The organism is Janthinobacterium sp. CG_23.3, from assembly GCF_046115965.1.
Lineage (GTDB): Bacteria > Pseudomonadota > Gammaproteobacteria > Burkholderiales > Burkholderiaceae_D > Janthinobacterium.
On record NZ_JBJXIB010000012.1, the window covers coordinates 48,810 to 64,718 of the forward strand.

Here is a 15,909-nt window from a genome sequence, read left to right on the forward strand (position 1 = left end):
CGCCATTCGGCTCACACGCCAGCGGCGGGGATGGTCTGGGCGAATTGCGACACGCCGTTCAGGTCCAGCAGTTCCACCGTCATGGCCTTGGTCTGCGGCTCGATGCTCACTTCGCCGAAGAACTGGAAGCCGGCGAACGGCGACGAGTTCTGTAGCACCGGGGAACGGGCGAACACCTCGGTCGGGCCGAAGGTTTTGTCGAGCTTGCCCGAACCGAAGGAGCCGGCGTTCATCGGGCCGGCGACGAATTCCCAGAACGGCGCGAAGTCGCTGAACTGCGCCTTGGCCGGGTCGTAGTAGTGCGCGGCGCAGTAGTGCACGTCGGTGGTGATCCAGACGACGTTCTTGACCGCCTTGACGCCCTTGAGCAGACGGGCCATTTCCAGTTCGCGCCCCGACGGCGCGCCGTGGTCGCCGTTGGCGCTGCCCTCCCAGCGCGCGTTGCCCTGGGCGTCCTTGCCGTCGCCCACCTGCAGGCCGATCGGCATGTCGGCCGCCACCACTTTCCAGGTCGCCTTCGACGCCGCCAGTTCGGCGATCAGCCAGTCCACCTGCGCCGTGCCGAGGAAGGCGCTGTCGGCGTTGTCGACGCTTTGCAGGTTGGCGCTGTTCGGGCCGCGGTAGCTGCGCATGTCGAGCACGAACACGTCGAGCAGCGGGCCGTACGACAGGCTGCGGTAGATGCGCTGCGGTTCGGCCTGTTTGTAGTAGCGCATCGGCGCGTATTCGAGGAAGGCGCGGCGCCCGCGCGCGGCCAGCGTCGCGACGTTCTTCTCGGTGTAGCGCGGGTCCGCCGACAAGTCCTTCGAGCCGCTGTAGTTGTTGGTCACTTCATGGTCGTCCCACTGCCAGATTTGCGGCACCTGGGCGGCGAACTTGCGGAAGTTCAGGTCCAGCGTGTTGTAGGCGTGGCGGCCGCGGTATTCCTTCAGCGTCTCGGCCACCTTGCTGACCTCCTCGGTGACCAGGCTGGTCCAGATGCGCCCGTCCTCGGCCGGCGTGCGGGCCTGGATCGGGCCGTCGGCGTAGATCGTGTCGCCGTTGTGGATGAAAAAATCCGGATCGCGCCGGCGCATCGCCTCGTACATCTTGACGCCGCCGAACTCGCTGTTGATGCCCCAGCCCTGGCCGGCGGTGTCGCCGCTCCAGTGGAAGCGCAGCGGCCGCTTGCCGTCGGCGGCGGGGGGCGTGCGGAACTGGCCGGACACGGTTTCGCTTTCGATGCGGCCGTTGTCCGGGTCGACGTAGCGCACCCGCACGAAGACGGTTTGCCCGGCCGGCAGGCCGCTCAGGTCGACGCGGGTGGTGAAGTCGCTGGCCTCGCTGGCGGTCGGGCCGACGATGCGGCTGGCGTTGGCGAAGCGCTCGGTGGTGTCGTATTCGACGATCATTTGGGCGTTGCGGTCGCTGCGGCTCCAGATCACGGCGCGCTCGCCGGTGACGTCGCCGAACTGGATGCCGGAGGGCAGCTTGGGCCGTTCGGCTTCGCTGGGCAGCACGGCCGGCGCGGCGCCGGAGCCGCCGCAGCCGGGCAGCAGCAGCGCGCCGCCCAGCGCCGAAGCGCCGGCCAGCATGCCGCCCTGCGACAGGAAGCGGCGGCGTGAGATGGATGATGTCATGGCTAGCCTCGTGGTGGAATTGTCCACGAGTGTAGGGGGCGATTATGACAGCGCCATGAATCCGCCCGCGGTGCGCCCGGGCGGCAGGGCCTTACGCCGCCTCGGCCAGCGCCAGCGCGGTGAAGCCGCCCGGCATGTCGATTTCCATGCGTTCCTCCAGCAGCGCGAAGATGGCGTCCTTGGACAGCACGTAGCGCTCCAGCAACTCGGTTTTCAGCGAGGCGATGACGGCCTTGTAGTCGCCGATGGCCCCCAGCGTGTAACTGTACAGCTCGTCCGCCTTGGCCTCGACCTGGCGCAGCGTGTGCTCGCCGTTGCCGTCCTGCTTGAACTGGCTGTAGTCGATCTTCGAGCGCGAGTACATCGACAGCCGGTTGACCATCATGTCGAGCATCGCGGTGGCCTTCTGGATGTCGTTCTGGCTGCCCACCGAGATGCCGCGGGCGCCGTAGAACAGCTCCTCGGCGGCGACCCCGCCGTACAGCTGGATGACGTCGCGCTCCATCTCCTCGAGCGTGCGCAGCGACAGGTCGTCGCCGGCCGACAGCACGTAGCCCAGCGCGTTCAGCTTGGAGACCGACTCGGTGCTGATCTTCAGCAGGTGCGACTTTTCCTTCACCTCGGCCAAGCTCAAGCCCTGGCGCAAATAGGGGTCGATCTGCATGAAGAAGTGGCCCAGCTCGTGCAGCGCGATGCGTTCGCGCTGCAGCGCCTTCTCGGCCGTGGTGGCGCGGTCGGTCAGGCCGATGGTCGAGCGCTCGAAGGCGCGGAACATCAAGTCGGTGTCGATCACGGCCTTGTCCTGGATCGCGATCATGCTGGCGCGGTCGACCACCGACTCCAGCAGCGCCGGGCTGAGGTTGGCGGTGATGTCGGCCACCTGGTTCAGGTCGAGCCGGTCCCAGGCCACGCAGCCTTCCTGCTTGCGCCCGAGGAAGCTGCGCAGCAGTTCGGCGCGCTCGGCCTTGTTCGGCAGGCGGAAATTGATCTTCACCGAAAAGCGCCGCAACATCGCCTCGTCCATCTGGCTGGAGGCGTCGTCGAAGTTCGACGCCACCACCCAGATCACGCCGCTGCCTTGGTCGCTCTTGACGCCGTCGAGCAGGCCGAGCAGGGTATTGGCGGTGTCGTCCTCCCATTTCTTCTCGCCGCGCCCGCGCGGCATGAACAGCGTTTGCGCCTCGTCGAGGAAGATGATGCAGTTGCCGCGCGCGCAAGCCTTGCGATACAGCGCGTTGAGGGCCTTCGAGCCGCCACCGATGTAGCCCGATTCCAGCGCCGAGCCGGACGCCTGGATCAGCGGCAGGTTCAGCTTCTTGGCCAGGTAGCCGGCCAGCTTGGTCTTGCCGGTGCCGGCCGGCCCCGTCAACATGACGTTGAAGGGCTTGTCGATGTTGTGCGAGCGGTACACGCTGCGGTGGCGGATCATGTCCTCCAGGTGCAGCACCTCCTGCTTGATGTCGTCCATGCCGATCAAGTCGTCCATGCTGCCCTTGAGCTGGTCGGGCGTGATGACGGTGGTGCTCATGCCCATGCCGGGGATGCCGAACTTGAGCGCGAACAGCAGCAACGCGACGACGGTGATGTCGAAGGCGTGGCGCTTCAGAAAGGCGGCCGAGGCCGCCACCGGGCCGGCGTCGGCATCGTCTTGCAGCACGGCCTTGTGCGAGGCCAGGAAATCGTCCTTGGCGATGGCGTACGGAATGCCGTTGCGCAGCAGGATTTCGCGCTCCAGGCTCAGATGCGAGGTGCTCGGCACCTTCACCACGTGCAGTTGCGCGGCGTCCTTGAACTTGAAGATATAGCGCGGCGCCTCCGACAACGGCTTGGCCACCAGCAGGTATTCCAGGCGCGCGCGCTGGCCGGCCAGCGCGGTGATTTCGGCAATGTTTTGCGAGCGCACCAGCGGGATGGCCACCTGCTCGACGTCGCCGCCGAAATAGGTGGCCAGGCCGATGCCGAGGGCGGCGAGCACGCCGAGCATCAGGCGGACGTAGGTGTTCTTCAAGGCGAGCTGGAGTTTATAGAATGTGGGCATAGCAATACTCAACAGTGGCAATGGTCTGGCGGACGGCGCGGCGGGGTGCGGACGCTTGTGTGACGCAATAGTCGGACGAGATGCGCGGGGCGGGGCGCAGGCGCGGGCAAGGCAGCGCAAGCCGCCGATACCACTTCGCCAAGATTTCAATGCCGTACGGCAATGCGTAATATGCCGACTATAGCGCTATGTGGGCGCTTTGTGTTGAGCTGGCGCATAAAAAATTTGGTCGCGCAACAGCCGTGCTTGCCTAGTGTAGTTGCTTCGACAAGCTGTGCGGCGCGCCACTGTTGTGCATATTAAAACGACCCGGGCGCTGCCGCGGCCGGGTCGTTCTCGATCATCTCGCCACGGCGGCCGTGGCGCACGCTCAGGCCGCCTTGCGGCGGCGCAGCACCAAGCCCATCAGGCCCAGGCCGGCCAGCAGCATCGCATAGCTTGCCGGTTCCGGCACGGCCGAGACGCTGACGCCCTTGAAGCCGAGTGCGCCGATTTCGACGCTGGAATGACCCTGGCCGATGGCCATGACGGAGTCGGCGACCAGGCTGCCTTCCAGGTGGCCGCTGCCGGAGAACTGCGCCAGCGGCGCCAGAATGCTGCCCCAGGCGTAGGTGGTCAGGCTGGCGCTGGTGGCGGCCGAGAAGTTGAACAGGGTGCGCTCGCCGAAGGCGCTGAAGCTGGCGTAGCCGCCCGACAGCTTGATGCTGGTGGCGCTGTCGTTGATGATGATGTGCGCGGTGCTCTTCAGCGAGGAGGTGTCCAGCGTCAGGTTTTGCAGCGACGAGGAGTCGATGTTGAACACGTTGACGTCGGCGTTCTTGTCGCCGACCAGGGTGTAGCCGCTGTTTTCAATGACCACGGTGCCGGTCGACTTGAGCCGGGCGACGCTGTTCGACAGGGTGCTCAACTGGGTCTTGGCGGTGGCGAAGTCGATCGGCGCGCCTTTGACGAAAGTGCCCGGGGCGAACCATTGCTTCGTCGTCAGTTTGTTGCCGTAGACGGCGCCGCCGTTGGCGATGTTGCCGGTGCCAATCTTCAGGTTGCCGCCGGCGACCAGCATGGGCGCGCCGGCCGGGCTTTTCTGGCCGACCGAGAAGCCGCTGAGGAATACATCGCCGCCGGCCGCCAGGCGCCCTTCGACGTCGCGGAAACCGCTGTTGGCGCTGTTGCCGACCTGGCCGAAGATGAAGGCCGAATAGCCGTTGGCCGGGCCCAGGTCGATGCCGAGCGGGGCGGCGCTGGCGGCGCCGGCGCAAAACAGGGCGGCCGCGGCGGCCGGGATAAGACGTACTGCGAAGGAAATCGATGACATGGGCGTACTCACATTAGCGTTGATGGGTTCAGGCGGCATAAGGTGGGGGCGCCGGAAACAAGACCGCGTATTATATCCACAAATCAACTAATATTTCTATTTAATAACAATATGCGGTATAGGGATGAGGCGATATGGAGGAAGCGGCTAGTCGGCCCGGTGGTATAGCCGGAAGCGCTCGGAGTTGTCGGACGGGCGACGGCCCTCCCACACCTTGACCCATTGCTTGCCGCGGAACTGGGGCGCGATTTCCTTGTCGTCGCGCAGCTTGGTGCTGTCCTGTAGCAGCAGCACGTCGCAATGGCCGCCTTGCATGCCGGCGAACGGCAGGTGCGCATAGTAGGCGAACGAGGCGCGCTGCGCCGGGCCGACGTTGGTGTCGATGCAGTTGGGCGCCGGCGGCAGCTTTTGCGCGATCTGGCGGGCGACGCTGGCGTAGCTCTTGCTGTAGTTCAGCTCGGGCAGGAACAGCGTCATGATCAGCACCCACAGCAGGATCAGGCCGCCGGACGACAGCACCACGGCGCGCCACAGCACGGCGGGCTGGCGCGAGATGCGCCAGTGCACCAGCGCGATCCAGCCGGCGGTGGCGCTGGCGGCCACGAAGAAGGCCACCAACTCCAGTTCCGGCGTGAAGCCGGGCACCAGCTTGAGGACGTTCTTCGACAGTTGCGCCGGCCAGCCGGTTAGCTTGGCGAACCAGAACAGCCAGAACACGGCGGCGCAGGTGGTCAGCACCATCACCGAGAACCAGTCGATGGCGTTGATGGCGCCGCGCTTCATGGTCAGCAGGCCGAACGCGGCCATCACCGCCAGCGGCGGCAGCAGCGGCAGCAACTGGCTTTGGTCCGGGTTCGGGTGGCACAAGGCCAACAGCGCCAGCATGCTGACGAAGCTGACCGGTACCACCACGTGCAGCACGTGGTGCTGGCGGCGCCAGGCGTAGACGGCCCAGGCGGCGAACGGCCACGCCGGCCAGAAAAACCACATGCCGACGCGGCAGAAAAATTGCAGTCCGGCCAGGCCGGGCGCGCCGAGCTGGGCCTGGTTCCAGGCCAGCCACGGCGCCAGCGGCGAGCCGCCGAACGGTTGCAGCAGCTCGGCCGGCAGCAGCCAGAGCAGGGTGACCAGCAGCGCCACCGCCAGCGCCGCGGCCAGGTCGCGCAGCACGCGCAAGGCCGGCAGGCGCAGGAAGCGGGTGCACAGGAACAGCGCCGCCGTCAGCGCCAGCGGCGTGACCCAGCCGCGCGCCAGCGTCAGGCCGCCCAGCGCCAGGCCGACCAGGGCGGCGTTGCGCAGCGACGGCAGTTCGACGTAGCGCACGGCCCGGTACAGCAGGTAGGCCAGCAGCGTCACTTGCAGCGTTTCGGCGGTGTTCTGGTGGCTGTGGTTGAGCAGGCCCAGGCAGCCCAGGTAGATCAGCACGGCGGCGTCGGCCAGGGTGCGGCCGAAGTCGTCCGGCTCGGGCTGGCCGCCGAAGGCCAGGCGCAGCGGCTGGGCGTCGGGGCGCCGGCCCAGGTTGAAGGCGGTGTACCACAGCGACAGCACGCCGCCGCCGAAGATGCCGATGGTGGCCAGGCGGGCGCCGAAGACGTCGCCGACCAGCCAGCCGAACAGTTTGATACACAGCGCGCCCAGCCAGAACGTCAGCGGGCCTTCCTCGGGCGCCGGCAAGCCGGCGATGTTGGGCCACAACCAGTCCTGCAGGCCGCCCTGGGCCATCGTCCACATGACGCCGAAGCTGGCGGCGTCGTCGTTTTTCCACGGTTCGCGTCCAATCAGGCCGGGCAGGATGTAGAGCAAGCCGAGCGCGAACAAGGCCCAACGTGGCAGCGCGAGGGTGGCGGCGGCGGGAAGGCGGACTGGCTTCATCGTTCAGGGGCGCGCAAAAAAAGGGGTAGACGGAGTATCAACGAAAAAAGGCAGCCGCAGCTGCCTTTTTTTGCGCAAAGCGGCAAAGACTTAGCCTGCTGCGACTTGGGTTTTCGAACCCACGGTACCGAATTTCTGACGGAACTTCTCGACGCGGCCAGCGGTGTCGACGATCTTGTGCTTGCCGGTAAAGAACGGGTGCGATTCAGCCGACACCTCGATTTTCACCAGAGGGTATTCTTTACCTTCGTGGGTGATCATTTCGCGGGTCTGGATGGTCGAACGGGTGACGAATTTGAAATCGCACGACAGGTCGTGGAAGACAACTTCGCGGTAATTTGGATGTGTATCGACTTTCATGTGTACCTCTAATAGTTTGGTAGCCAAACAGCACTTCGTCGGTCGCCGTACTTCTTGACCCGATTGCCGATCACTTGCCGGGGGTTAAATAATGCAACCGCAGATTATACAGCGCCGCCGCCGTGCTGGCAAATGTAAAAACGGGGACAGACCACGATTTTCCGGCAATCTTGCCGGGAAATCGTGGTCTGTCCCCGGTGTGCCGGCCGGTGTTGCTTAGCCGCCGCGGCGCATCATGTCGAAGAATTCGGCGTTGTTCTTGGTCGCCTTCATCTTGTCGAGGATGAATTCCATCGCTTCGATCTCGTCCATCGAGTACAGCAATTTGCGCAGGATCCAGATCTTTTGCAGCTGGTCCGGCTTGATCAGCAACTCTTCGCGGCGGGTGCCCGATTTGTTCAGGTTGATCGCCGGGTAGACGCGTTTTTCGGCCAGGCGGCGCTCCAGGTGCACCTCCATGTTGCCGGTACCCTTGAATTCCTCGAAAATCACGTCGTCCATGCGCGAGCCGGTTTCGATCAGCGCGGTGGCGATGATGGTCAGCGAGCCGCCCTCCTCGATGTTGCGGGCGGCGCCGAAGAAGCGTTTCGGGCGCTGCAGCGCGTTGGCGTCGACGCCGCCGGTCAAGACCTTGCCCGACGCCGGGATCACGGTGTTGTAGGCGCGCGCCAGGCGGGTGATCGAGTCCAGCAGGATGACCACGTCCTTTTTCATTTCAACCAGGCGCTTGGCTTTTTCCAGCACCATCTCGGCCACCTGCACGTGGCGCGTGGCCGGCTCGTCGAAGGTCGAGGCGACCACTTCGCCGCGCACCGAACGCTGCATCTCCGTCACTTCCTCCGGGCGCTCGTCGATCAGCAGCACGATCAGCGTGATGTCGGGGTGGTTGGCGGTGATGGCGTGGGCGATGTGTTGCAGGATCACCGACTTGCCGGACTTCGGCGAGGCCACCAGCAGGCCGCGCTGGCCCTTGCCGATCGGCGCGATCAAGTCGATGATGCGGCCGGTGATGTTTTCCTGGCCGTTCATTTCGCGTTCCAGGCGCAGCGGCTCGTTCGGGTGCAGCGGCGTCAAGTTTTCAAACAGGATGCGGTGCTTCGACATTTCCGGCGATTCGCCGTTGACCTTGTCGACCTTGACCAGCGCGAAATAGCGTTCGCCGTCTTTCGGGGTGCGCACTTCGCCCTCGATCGAGTCGCCGGTGTGCAGGTTGAAGCGGCGGATCTGCGACGGCGAAATGTAGATGTCGTCGGTCGAGGCCATGTAGCTGGCGTCGGGCGAGCGCAGGAAGCCGAAGCCGTCCGGCAGCACTTCCAGGGCGCCGTCGCCGAAAATCTGTTCTCCTGATTTCGCGCGCTTCTTCAAAATGGCAAACATCAGTTCCTGTTTGCGCAGGCGGGCCGCGTTGTCGATATCAAGACCGATCGCCATCTCCAGGAGGGCGGATACGTGTAGGGCCTTTAGTTCAGATAAGTGCATAGTGTGTTGAGTGTCCCGAGACGGGAAGTAAAGGTAGGGGAGGGAGCTGCGTGGTGTTGGTCAATTAGGGGGCGAACTTGGTGGGCCCGGTTCCCGGCCAGTCAGGCGGCGTTGCGGGCGCAACGCCGCCAATGATACTTAAATATTGCTGTCGATGAAAGAGGTCAATTGGCCTTTTGCCATCGCGCCCACTTTTTGCGCCGCAGCCACACCGTTCTTGAACAAAATCAGGGTCGGAATGCCACGGATGCCGTGTTTGGCCGGAATCGCCTGGTTGGCGTCGACGTCCATTTTCGCGATCAGGATTTTACCGTCGTATTCCTTCGCCACTTCTTCCAGGATAGGCGCGATGGCCTTGCAGGGACCGCACCACTCGGCCCAGAAGTCGACCAGCACGGGGCGGTCGGCCTTCAGGACGTCGGCTTCGAAGGATGCATCGGTGATGTGTTTGATATTTTCGCTCATATTTTCCTCAATCGAGGTGTGGGATCAACAATTATGAATAATGCCTGGAGATTAAGCCATTTTCTGTCTGGTTTCGCCGTCCACGCTTCCTGGGTACATCCGGCAGGTGGGGGCATCGTGCGCAAATTCAATGTTATTGGAAGGTGCGGCCAGAGGGTGTGCGGGCGGGGATGGCTGAAATAATAACCCATTTTTCAAAAATGTGGAGACTATTGCGGAAAATTATCGCCGGGCTTGCGCTGGCGCAAGCCCGGCGCCGGCGGCCGCCTCAGCCGAGCTGGCCGATGGCGCGCGCCAGCGCCTCCGGCGCCGGCGGCTTCGGCAGCGCCGCCAGCACGCGCAACTGGTGGAACTGGGCCATCAGGCTGGCCGAGTTCAAGACCCGGTCCTCCTGGCCCGACAGCAGGATCACGCCGCCGTCGTAGCGCCGCTCGGCCAGGCCGGTCAGTAGCTGGAAGCCGTCGACGCCGGGCATCTGCAGGTCGGCCACCACCAGGTCCGGCTTGGCGCCGGCTTGGTCGAAGGCGGCGATGGCGCCGGCGCCGTCGGCCGCCGTGGCGATTTCGACGACGCCGAGCTGGCGCAACTGCTCGCCGACGATGTCGAGCATCAGCGCGTCGTCGTCGACCAGCAGCACGCGCAGGCGCGCCAGCGCCGCGCCCGGGCCCGCAGCGCCGCTCACGCCGGCACCGTTCGGCCGGCGGCCAGGTCGGCTCGTTGTTGCAGCGCAACCATGTGCAGCAGGTCGGTGCGCTCCATCGGCTTTTTGTAGGCGCCCAGCAGGCGCAGGCCGTGGGCCTCGGCCAGGCGCTCGGCGGCCTTGCGCACCGCCACGTGCATGCCCGACAGCAGCACCACGCCGCCGTCGAAGCCGGCCTCGGCGGCCAGGCGCAGGAATTCGATGCCGTCCATTTCCGGCAGCGACAGGTCGCAGATCAGCAGGCGCGGCCGGTGCAGCCGCAGCGCCGCCAGCGCCGCCGCCGCGTGCGCCGCGGCGACGACGTCGAATTCGCCCAGTTGGTCCAGCATCTCGGCCAGGACCTCGAGCATGAAGGCGTCGTCGTCGAGCAGCAGCACGCGCATGGGCGCGGGCGCGGCGGGGGGCGGGCGGGTGTCGTTCATGGCTACCTCGTCGTGGTGATTATGGGTATGGATTATTCTTGTTGCCGGTGCTTGTTGGCCGCGCTTCAGTCGTCGTTGGCGAAACTGGTGTTGGTCATGATTTGTTCGGTGACCAGTTCCAGCAGCGGCCACAGGCGCGCCACCAGCAGGGCGGCCTGCTCGGCCTCGCGCGCGGGTTCCTGCAGCGGCAGCGTTTCCAGATTCTGGCACAAGTCGGCCAGGCCGAGCGCGCCGACGGTGCGCGCCGACGATTTGATGCGGTGGCCCAGCTCGCGCACCTGCTGCACGTCGCCGCGCGCCAGCGCCGCCTCCATGTCGGCGAAGCCCTCCTGCGTGGTCTGCAGGAACTTGAAGGCGAACTTGCGCACCTTTTGCGGATTGTAGCCGAGCAGCTTGGCGAGGATCGACAGGTCGATCACCCGCGGGTCGCCGGCCAGCGTGGTCTTGAACGCCGGCGCCCGCGCCGGCCGCGCCGGCGCCGGCGCCGCCGGCTCGCGCTCGGGCAGCCAGTTGGCGATGGTCTGGTACATCATGCCGGGCTGGATCGGCTTGGAGATGAAGTCGTCCATGCCGGCCTCGACGCAGCGCACCCGGTCCTCGCTGGTGGCGGTGGCCGTCATCGCCAGCACGCGCATGCCGGCCGTGGCCGGGTCGGCGCGGATGCGCCGGGTCGCCTCCAGGCCGTCCATCAGCGGCATTTGCACGTCCATCAGCACGCAATCGAATTCGGCCTGGCGCAGCAGGTCGAGCGCCTCGACGCCGTTGTTGGCTAGGCACACCGAGGCGCCGGCCTCCTCCAGCATCTCCAGCGCGATCTGCTGGTTGAAGGTGTTGTCCTCGACCAGCAGGATGCGCGCGTGCTTGAGCGCGGCCATGACGGCGGCGCTGTTGGCGCTGGCCAGCATCGCCGCGGCGGCCTGCTTGACGTGGTCGACCACCGTCGGCACCGTCGACGTCGACACGCCCAGGCGCGCGGTGAACCAGAAGGTGCTGCCTTCGCCGGGGCGGCTGTCGACGCCGACGTCGCCGCCCATCAACTGGGCCAGTTGCTTGCAGATCGCCAGGCCCAGGCCGGTGCCGCCGTATTCGCGGGTGGTCGAGGTGTCGGCTTGCTGGAACGACTGGAACAGCTTGCCCATCTCGTGCTCCGACAGGCCGATGCCGTGGTCGCGCACCTCGAAGCGCACCAGGCAGTCGCTGGCGTCGGCCACCACCAGCGCCACCTTCACCGTGATGGCGCCCTGTTCGCTGAACTTGATGGCGTTGTTGGCGTAGTTGATCAACACCTGGTTCAGCCGCAGCGGGTCGCCGCGCAGCATGCGCGGCAGGCGCGGGTCGCGCTCGAACACCAGCGTCAGGTTCTTGCCGGCGGCCTTGGGCGCGACCACCGTCGTCAGCGTCTGCATCACATGGTCGAGGCTGAAGTCGACCCGTTCGATCTCCAGCTTGCCGGCCTCGATCTTCGAGATGTCGAGGATGTCGTCGATGATGCCCAGCAGGTGCTCGCCGGCGAAGCGGATCTTTTCCAGGTAGTCGCGCTGGCGCGGCTCCAGCTCGGTCTTCAACGCCAGGTAGGCCATGCCGATGACGCCGTTCATCGGCGTGCGGATCTCGTGGCTCATATTGGCCAGGAACTGGCCCTTGGCCTGGCTGGCCTCCTCGGCCACCTGCTTGGCCTGGTCGAGCTGCTCGGTGCGCTGGGCAACGCGCTCCTCGAGCGTTTCGTTGAGTTCGCGCAGCGTCTGCTCGGCGCGCTTGTGGTCGGTGATGTCGGTCAGGCTGGAGACCACCATGCCGACCTTGCCGTGCTCGTCGGCGATGGCCTCGGTGTTCACCGACAGCCAGCACAGGCTGCCGTCGGCCTGCTGCACGCCCATCACCACGTCGCGCACCGCCGCGCCGCTCGACAGGGCGATGTGGACCGGGTGGCTGGCCTGGTCGAAGGCGCTGCCGTCCTCGCGCACGGCCGGCCACAGCCGGTTGGCGTCGGCCGGCGGCAGCAGGCGCGCCGCCGCCGCGTTGCTCTCGAGGATGCGCCCGGCGCTGTCCTGCACCACCAGGCCGTTGGTGACGGCCTCGAACACCGAGGCCATGCGCTGGTTCGAATGGCGCAGCGCCACCGCGGCCAGGCGCCGCTCGGTGATGTCGGTGATCATCGCCAGGGTGCCGCCGTGCTCGCCGTTTTCGGCGGCGATCGGCGTCGTCGACAGCAGGCCCCACAGGCTGGAGCGGTCCTTGCGGAAAAAGCGGAAGTCGCCCTGCTCGGGCTGGCCGGCGTGGCGCCGTTGCAGGTGCTGTTCGAGCTGGACGTGGCCGTCGCGGTCCATGAACTCGTGCATCGCCCGGCCCTGCATCTCCTGCACCGTGTAGCCGAGCATGCGCGCCATCTTCGGGTTGGCGAAGCTGGTCTTGCCGGCCGCGTCGGTCATCCAGATGCCCTCGGCGGCGGTTTGCACGATCAGGCGGTAGCGCTCGCTGCTGGCGTGCAGCGCCTCCTCGGCGCGCTGGCGCTGGGTCATGTCGCGCAGCGCGACGATGGAAAAGTCCTGGCCGGCCATGCGCAGCGGCGTCAGGTTGACCTTGGCCGGGAACTGGCTGCCGTCGCGCCGGCGCGCCGTCAGCACCCGGCCCGGCATGCTGGGGCGGGCGAACAGCTCGCGCTGGCCGGGCGGGCCGCGCATGGTGTCGGGCACCAGTTGTTCCAGCGACAGGCCGAGCAACTGCTCGACCGGGTAGGCGAAGCAGCGCGCGCCGATCTGGTTGGCGTAGCGGATGCGCCCGGTGGCGTCGGCCAGCAGCATGGCCTCGGGCGCCGCCTCGAGGATGGCGCGGACGCGCTCCTCCTCCTCGGCCTTGCGGGCGTTGATGTCGCCCAGCGTGCCGCCGGCGCGCAGCGCCCGGCCCTCGCCGTCGCGCTCGGTCACGGTGGCGCGCGCCAGCACCCAGGTCCAGCCGCCGTCGCGCCGGCGCAGGCGCAGCTCGCACGCCAGGCGGGCGCGGGCGCCGGCCGGCGCGGCCAGGCCGGCGCCGAATTCGCGCTCGACGCGCAGGCGGTCGTCCGGATGCACCTGGGCCTGCCACTGCTCGGGCGCCAGCGCCAGCTCGCCGTCGCGGTAGCCGAGCATTTCGTGGCAGCGCGCCGACAGGTCGAGCGCGCGCATGCCGCGCTGCCAGTGCCAGACGCCCTCGCCGGCGCCGTCCAGCGCGAAGCCGGAGCGCAGCTCGGCGCCGGCCAGGCGCGCCTCGCTGGCGCGCAGGCGCGCGCCCAGGCGCTGCGCGCGCCACAGCGCCGCCGCCAGCAGCAGGACGGCGGCGGCCGCCCCATACGGCAGCAGCGAGCGCGCGCGCGGCTGGTAGAGCAGGCCGTCGAGCGGGTAGTCGGCCGGCAGCAGGCCGAGCCGGTGGTAGGTGGCGGCGATGGCGCGCCAGCGCGCCGGCGTGCCGCTGCCCAGCGGCGCGCCGTTTTGCTCGACCAGCGCGGCGGTGGCCTGGGCCTCGGCCAGCAGGTGTTCGCGGTGGGGGCTGTTCGGGTAGCGCGCGCGGATCAGGTCGGCGATCTCGCCCTGGTGCGCCAGCGCGTAGGTCCAGCCGCGCAGCGTCGCCTCGCGCATCGCGCTGGCGCGCGCCGGATGCTCGCGCAGCTCGCTCTCGGTGGTATACAGGTTGTCGCCGTAGAAGTCGATGCCGGCCTGGCGCGGCGCCAGCAGCTGGTAGCCGACGTGGCCGCGTTCGAGCACGTAGGGCGCGCGCGCGATGTTGGCCGAGATGGCGTCGACCTTGCCGCCGATCAGGTCGTCGTAGTTATAGCTGTGCCGCTCCAGGCGCAGCGTGTCGAGCGCGATGCCCTGTTGTTTCAGGTAGGCTTGCAGCTCCTCGCTGTCGGGTCCCAGCATGACGCGGCTGCCGGCCCAGTCGCGCCGCGGCTGGCCGTTTTCCAGGTGGCGCACCGCCAGCACCGCCGCCGAGTGCTGGAACACCTGCGCCAGCACCACCAGCGGCCGGCCGGCGGCGCGCTTGAGCAGCACGCTGCTGTTGCCGACGCCGTACTGGGCGCTGCCGTCGAGCACGGCGGCGGAGAAGTCGGCGCCCGGCTCCATCTCGCGCAGCGTCACCTCCAGGCCGGCGTCGCGGTAGTAGCCCTGTTCCTGCGCCGCGTAGTAGCCGGCGAACTGGAACTGGTGGCGCCAGCGCAGTTGCAGCGTGACCTTTTCCGTCGCCGCCGCGTCGGCGCCGGCGCCCGCCAGCAGCGCCCAGGCGAGCGCCCACAGCGACAGGCGCCGCCGGCGGCTGGCCGTGGAGCGGCGGGGGGGCGGTGGGCGGCGGTGCGGCAAGTGCGTCCCTTTCATGGGCGGGGTTGGGGGCGGCGCGGGATTTTTCCCGAGCAACTATAGCATCGAATTTTTACCGGCAGGGTTAACTTTCGCCGCGCCGGCGCGGCCGCGGGCGATGCGCGACGTTTCCCGTTGATATAGCTCAATTGGCGGGCACATCGTGACAATTAGTGAGAATCCAGGGCGCGCCGGCGGCAACGCGCCACCGCGCGCCTAGGCGAAGCTGCCGGCGAACTGGTAGCGGTGGCCGGGGTGCCACATGGTCGCGATCGAGGCCACCTGGCCGCCCGAGCGGGTCTGGCGGCGCAGCACCAGGCAGGCCTGGCGGGTGTCGACGGCCAGCATGTCGGCGATGTCGCGCGGCGGCGACAGCGCCTCGATGCTGTAGGTGGCGCCCTGCAGCGGCGCGGCGGCCATCAGGTATTCGTTGGGCGTGATGGCGGTAAAATCCTGCACCATGTAGTCGGGCGCCAGGGCCGGGTTGACCCAGCGGTCCTCGACCTGGATCGGCACGCCGTTTTCATAGTGCACGATCAGCGAATGGAACAGCGCCAGCTCGGGCGCCAGCGCGAACTGCTTGGCCAGCGGCTCGCCGGCCTTGGCGCGCTCGAGCAGTTGCAGGCTGCTGCGGTGGACGTGGCCGCGGGCGCGGATCTCGTCGGCGATGCTCTTGATCTCGAGCAGCGTGGCCTGGTATTTTTGCTGGGCGACATAGGTGCCGGAACCCTGGCGGCGCGTCAGCACCTGCTCGGTGGTGAGTTCGCGCACGGCGCGGTTGACGGTCATGCGCGAGACGCCGAACTGCTTCACCAGCGCCTGCTCGGAGGGGATTACGTCGCCCTCCCTCCAGCGGCCGGCGGCGATCTCGGCCAGCAAATAGTCCTTGATGCGCTGAAAAATGGGCAGGTTGTCCTGTGCAGCTTGATCGTCCAATGGTCTCTCCGAATGCCGCCCGGGGGGGCGTGGCCGGTAGCGATTCTAGCATTGCGCGGCGGCGCCGCGATTCAAAAGCAAGCGCCGGGGTGTGCGCGGCGCGCCGGCTCGCTATCATGGAGCCATTCCTTACCATTCGCCGGGAGCACGCCATGAACGACACAGTCTACGCCAGCGAGGAGCAGCGCTGGGCCGCGGTGCAGCGGCGCGACAGCCACGCCGACGGCGCCTTCTACTATTCGGTGCGCAGCACCGGCGTGTACTGCCGGCCCTCGTGGGGGGGGCGGGGCGAGAGGCGCCACAAAACCCCCCCCCCCACCCAACCCCAAGAGGAAAAAAAAGACGGCTTCCCGCCCCCCCTTCCCTTCCAGACAGAAA

12 protein-coding genes are annotated in these 15,909 nt (G+C 67.2%); 1 reads left to right on the forward strand and 11 read right to left on the reverse strand.

From position 1 onward, the window contains the following. Window positions 1-11 precede the first annotated feature (11 nt). The 11 genes from ACFDR9_RS05520 to hutC form a co-directional block, all read right to left on the reverse strand. Entirely contained in the window at window positions 12-1,619 is a 1,608-nt protein-coding gene (locus ACFDR9_RS05520; RefSeq protein ID WP_409030335.1) for an alkaline phosphatase D family protein, read from the reverse strand. A gap of 91 nt (window positions 1,620-1,710) precedes the next feature. Continuing rightward, window positions 1,711-3,657 carry an AAA family ATPase gene (locus ACFDR9_RS05525; protein ID WP_409030336.1) on the reverse strand — a complete coding sequence of 649 codons (1,947 nt, stop codon included), beginning with the start codon at window positions 3,655-3,657 and terminating at the stop codon, window positions 1,711-1,713. A 370-nt stretch (window positions 3,658-4,027) separates the two neighbouring features. Beyond that, window positions 4,028-4,969, reverse strand: a complete 942-nt coding sequence (locus tag ACFDR9_RS05530) for a choice-of-anchor A family protein (RefSeq protein WP_409030337.1) — start codon at window positions 4,967-4,969, stop codon at window positions 4,028-4,030. A gap of 147 nt (window positions 4,970-5,116) precedes the next feature. Next, a complete protein-coding gene (locus ACFDR9_RS05535) occupies window positions 5,117-6,841 on the reverse strand; it encodes an ArnT family glycosyltransferase (protein WP_409030338.1) in 1,725 nt (574 codons plus the stop codon). Between the two features lie 90 nt (window positions 6,842-6,931). Continuing rightward, window positions 6,932-7,201, reverse strand: coding sequence for a type B 50S ribosomal protein L31 (locus tag ACFDR9_RS05540; protein WP_017877510.1), 270 nt, complete (start codon window positions 7,199-7,201; stop codon window positions 6,932-6,934). Between the two features lie 216 nt (window positions 7,202-7,417). Then, window positions 7,418-8,680 (reverse strand): transcription termination factor Rho, encoded by a 1,263-nt coding sequence (gene rho / locus ACFDR9_RS05545; protein WP_035787757.1) that lies wholly within the window; start codon window positions 8,678-8,680, stop codon window positions 7,418-7,420. Window positions 8,681-8,818: 138 nt separating this feature from the next. Then, the gene (trxA, locus tag ACFDR9_RS05550; RefSeq protein WP_017877508.1) at window positions 8,819-9,145 is read right to left on the reverse strand and encodes a thioredoxin TrxA; all 327 of its coding nucleotides are present in this window, start codon (window positions 9,143-9,145) and stop codon (window positions 8,819-8,821) included. Between the two features lie 268 nt (window positions 9,146-9,413). After that, complete coding sequence (locus ACFDR9_RS05555) at window positions 9,414-9,827, reverse strand: response regulator (protein WP_017877507.1); 414 nt, start codon at window positions 9,825-9,827, stop codon at window positions 9,414-9,416. After that, the gene (locus tag ACFDR9_RS05560; RefSeq protein WP_232429715.1) at window positions 9,824-10,267 is read right to left on the reverse strand and encodes a response regulator; all 444 of its coding nucleotides are present in this window, start codon (window positions 10,265-10,267) and stop codon (window positions 9,824-9,826) included. Before ACFDR9_RS05560 ends, ACFDR9_RS05555 begins: the two co-directional genes overlap by 4 nt. Before the next feature lie 65 nt (window positions 10,268-10,332). Continuing rightward, entirely contained in the window at window positions 10,333-14,613 is a 4,281-nt protein-coding gene (locus ACFDR9_RS05565) for a PAS domain S-box protein (protein WP_327075936.1), read from the reverse strand. 198 nt (window positions 14,614-14,811) lie between these two features. Further along, window positions 14,812-15,531 carry a histidine utilization repressor gene (gene hutC / locus ACFDR9_RS05570; protein WP_327075935.1) on the reverse strand — a complete coding sequence of 240 codons (720 nt, stop codon included), beginning with the start codon at window positions 15,529-15,531 and terminating at the stop codon, window positions 14,812-14,814. A gap of 152 nt (window positions 15,532-15,683) precedes the next feature. On the opposite strand from hutC, the gene ACFDR9_RS05575 reads away from it, so the two are divergent. Then, window positions 15,684-15,909, forward strand: a 226-nt coding sequence (locus ACFDR9_RS05575; RefSeq protein WP_409030339.1) for an Ada metal-binding domain-containing protein, incomplete at its 3' end; no start/stop codon positions are given.

What these genes read in the sequence shown, in the direction of transcription:
- ACFDR9_RS05525 (WP_409030336.1), bottom strand. Translation starts at nt 3,657, where the DNA reads ATGCCCACATTCTATAAACTCCAGCTCGCCTTGAAGAACACCTACGTC.
- ACFDR9_RS05520 (WP_409030335.1), bottom strand. Translation starts at nt 1,619, where the DNA reads ATGACATCATCCATCTCACGCCGCCGCTTCCTGTCGCAGGGCGGCATG.
- ACFDR9_RS05565 (WP_327075936.1), bottom strand. Translation starts at nt 14,613, where the DNA reads ATGAAAGGGACGCACTTGCCGCACCGCCGCCCACCGCCCCCCCGCCGC.
- ACFDR9_RS05535 (WP_409030338.1), bottom strand. Translation starts at nt 6,841, where the DNA reads ATGAAGCCAGTCCGCCTTCCCGCCGCCGCCACCCTCGCGCTGCCACGT.
- ACFDR9_RS05540 (WP_017877510.1), bottom strand. Translation starts at nt 7,201, where the DNA reads ATGAAAGTCGATACACATCCAAATTACCGCGAAGTTGTCTTCCACGAC.
- ACFDR9_RS05530 (WP_409030337.1), bottom strand. Translation starts at nt 4,969, where the DNA reads ATGTCATCGATTTCCTTCGCAGTACGTCTTATCCCGGCCGCCGCGGCC.
- trxA (WP_017877508.1), bottom strand. Translation starts at nt 9,145, where the DNA reads ATGAGCGAAAATATCAAACACATCACCGATGCATCCTTCGAAGCCGAC.
- ACFDR9_RS05560 (WP_232429715.1), bottom strand. Translation starts at nt 10,267, where the DNA reads ATGAACGACACCCGCCCGCCCCCCGCCGCGCCCGCGCCCATGCGCGTG.
- rho (WP_035787757.1), bottom strand. Translation starts at nt 8,680, where the DNA reads ATGCACTTATCTGAACTAAAGGCCCTACACGTATCCGCCCTCCTGGAG.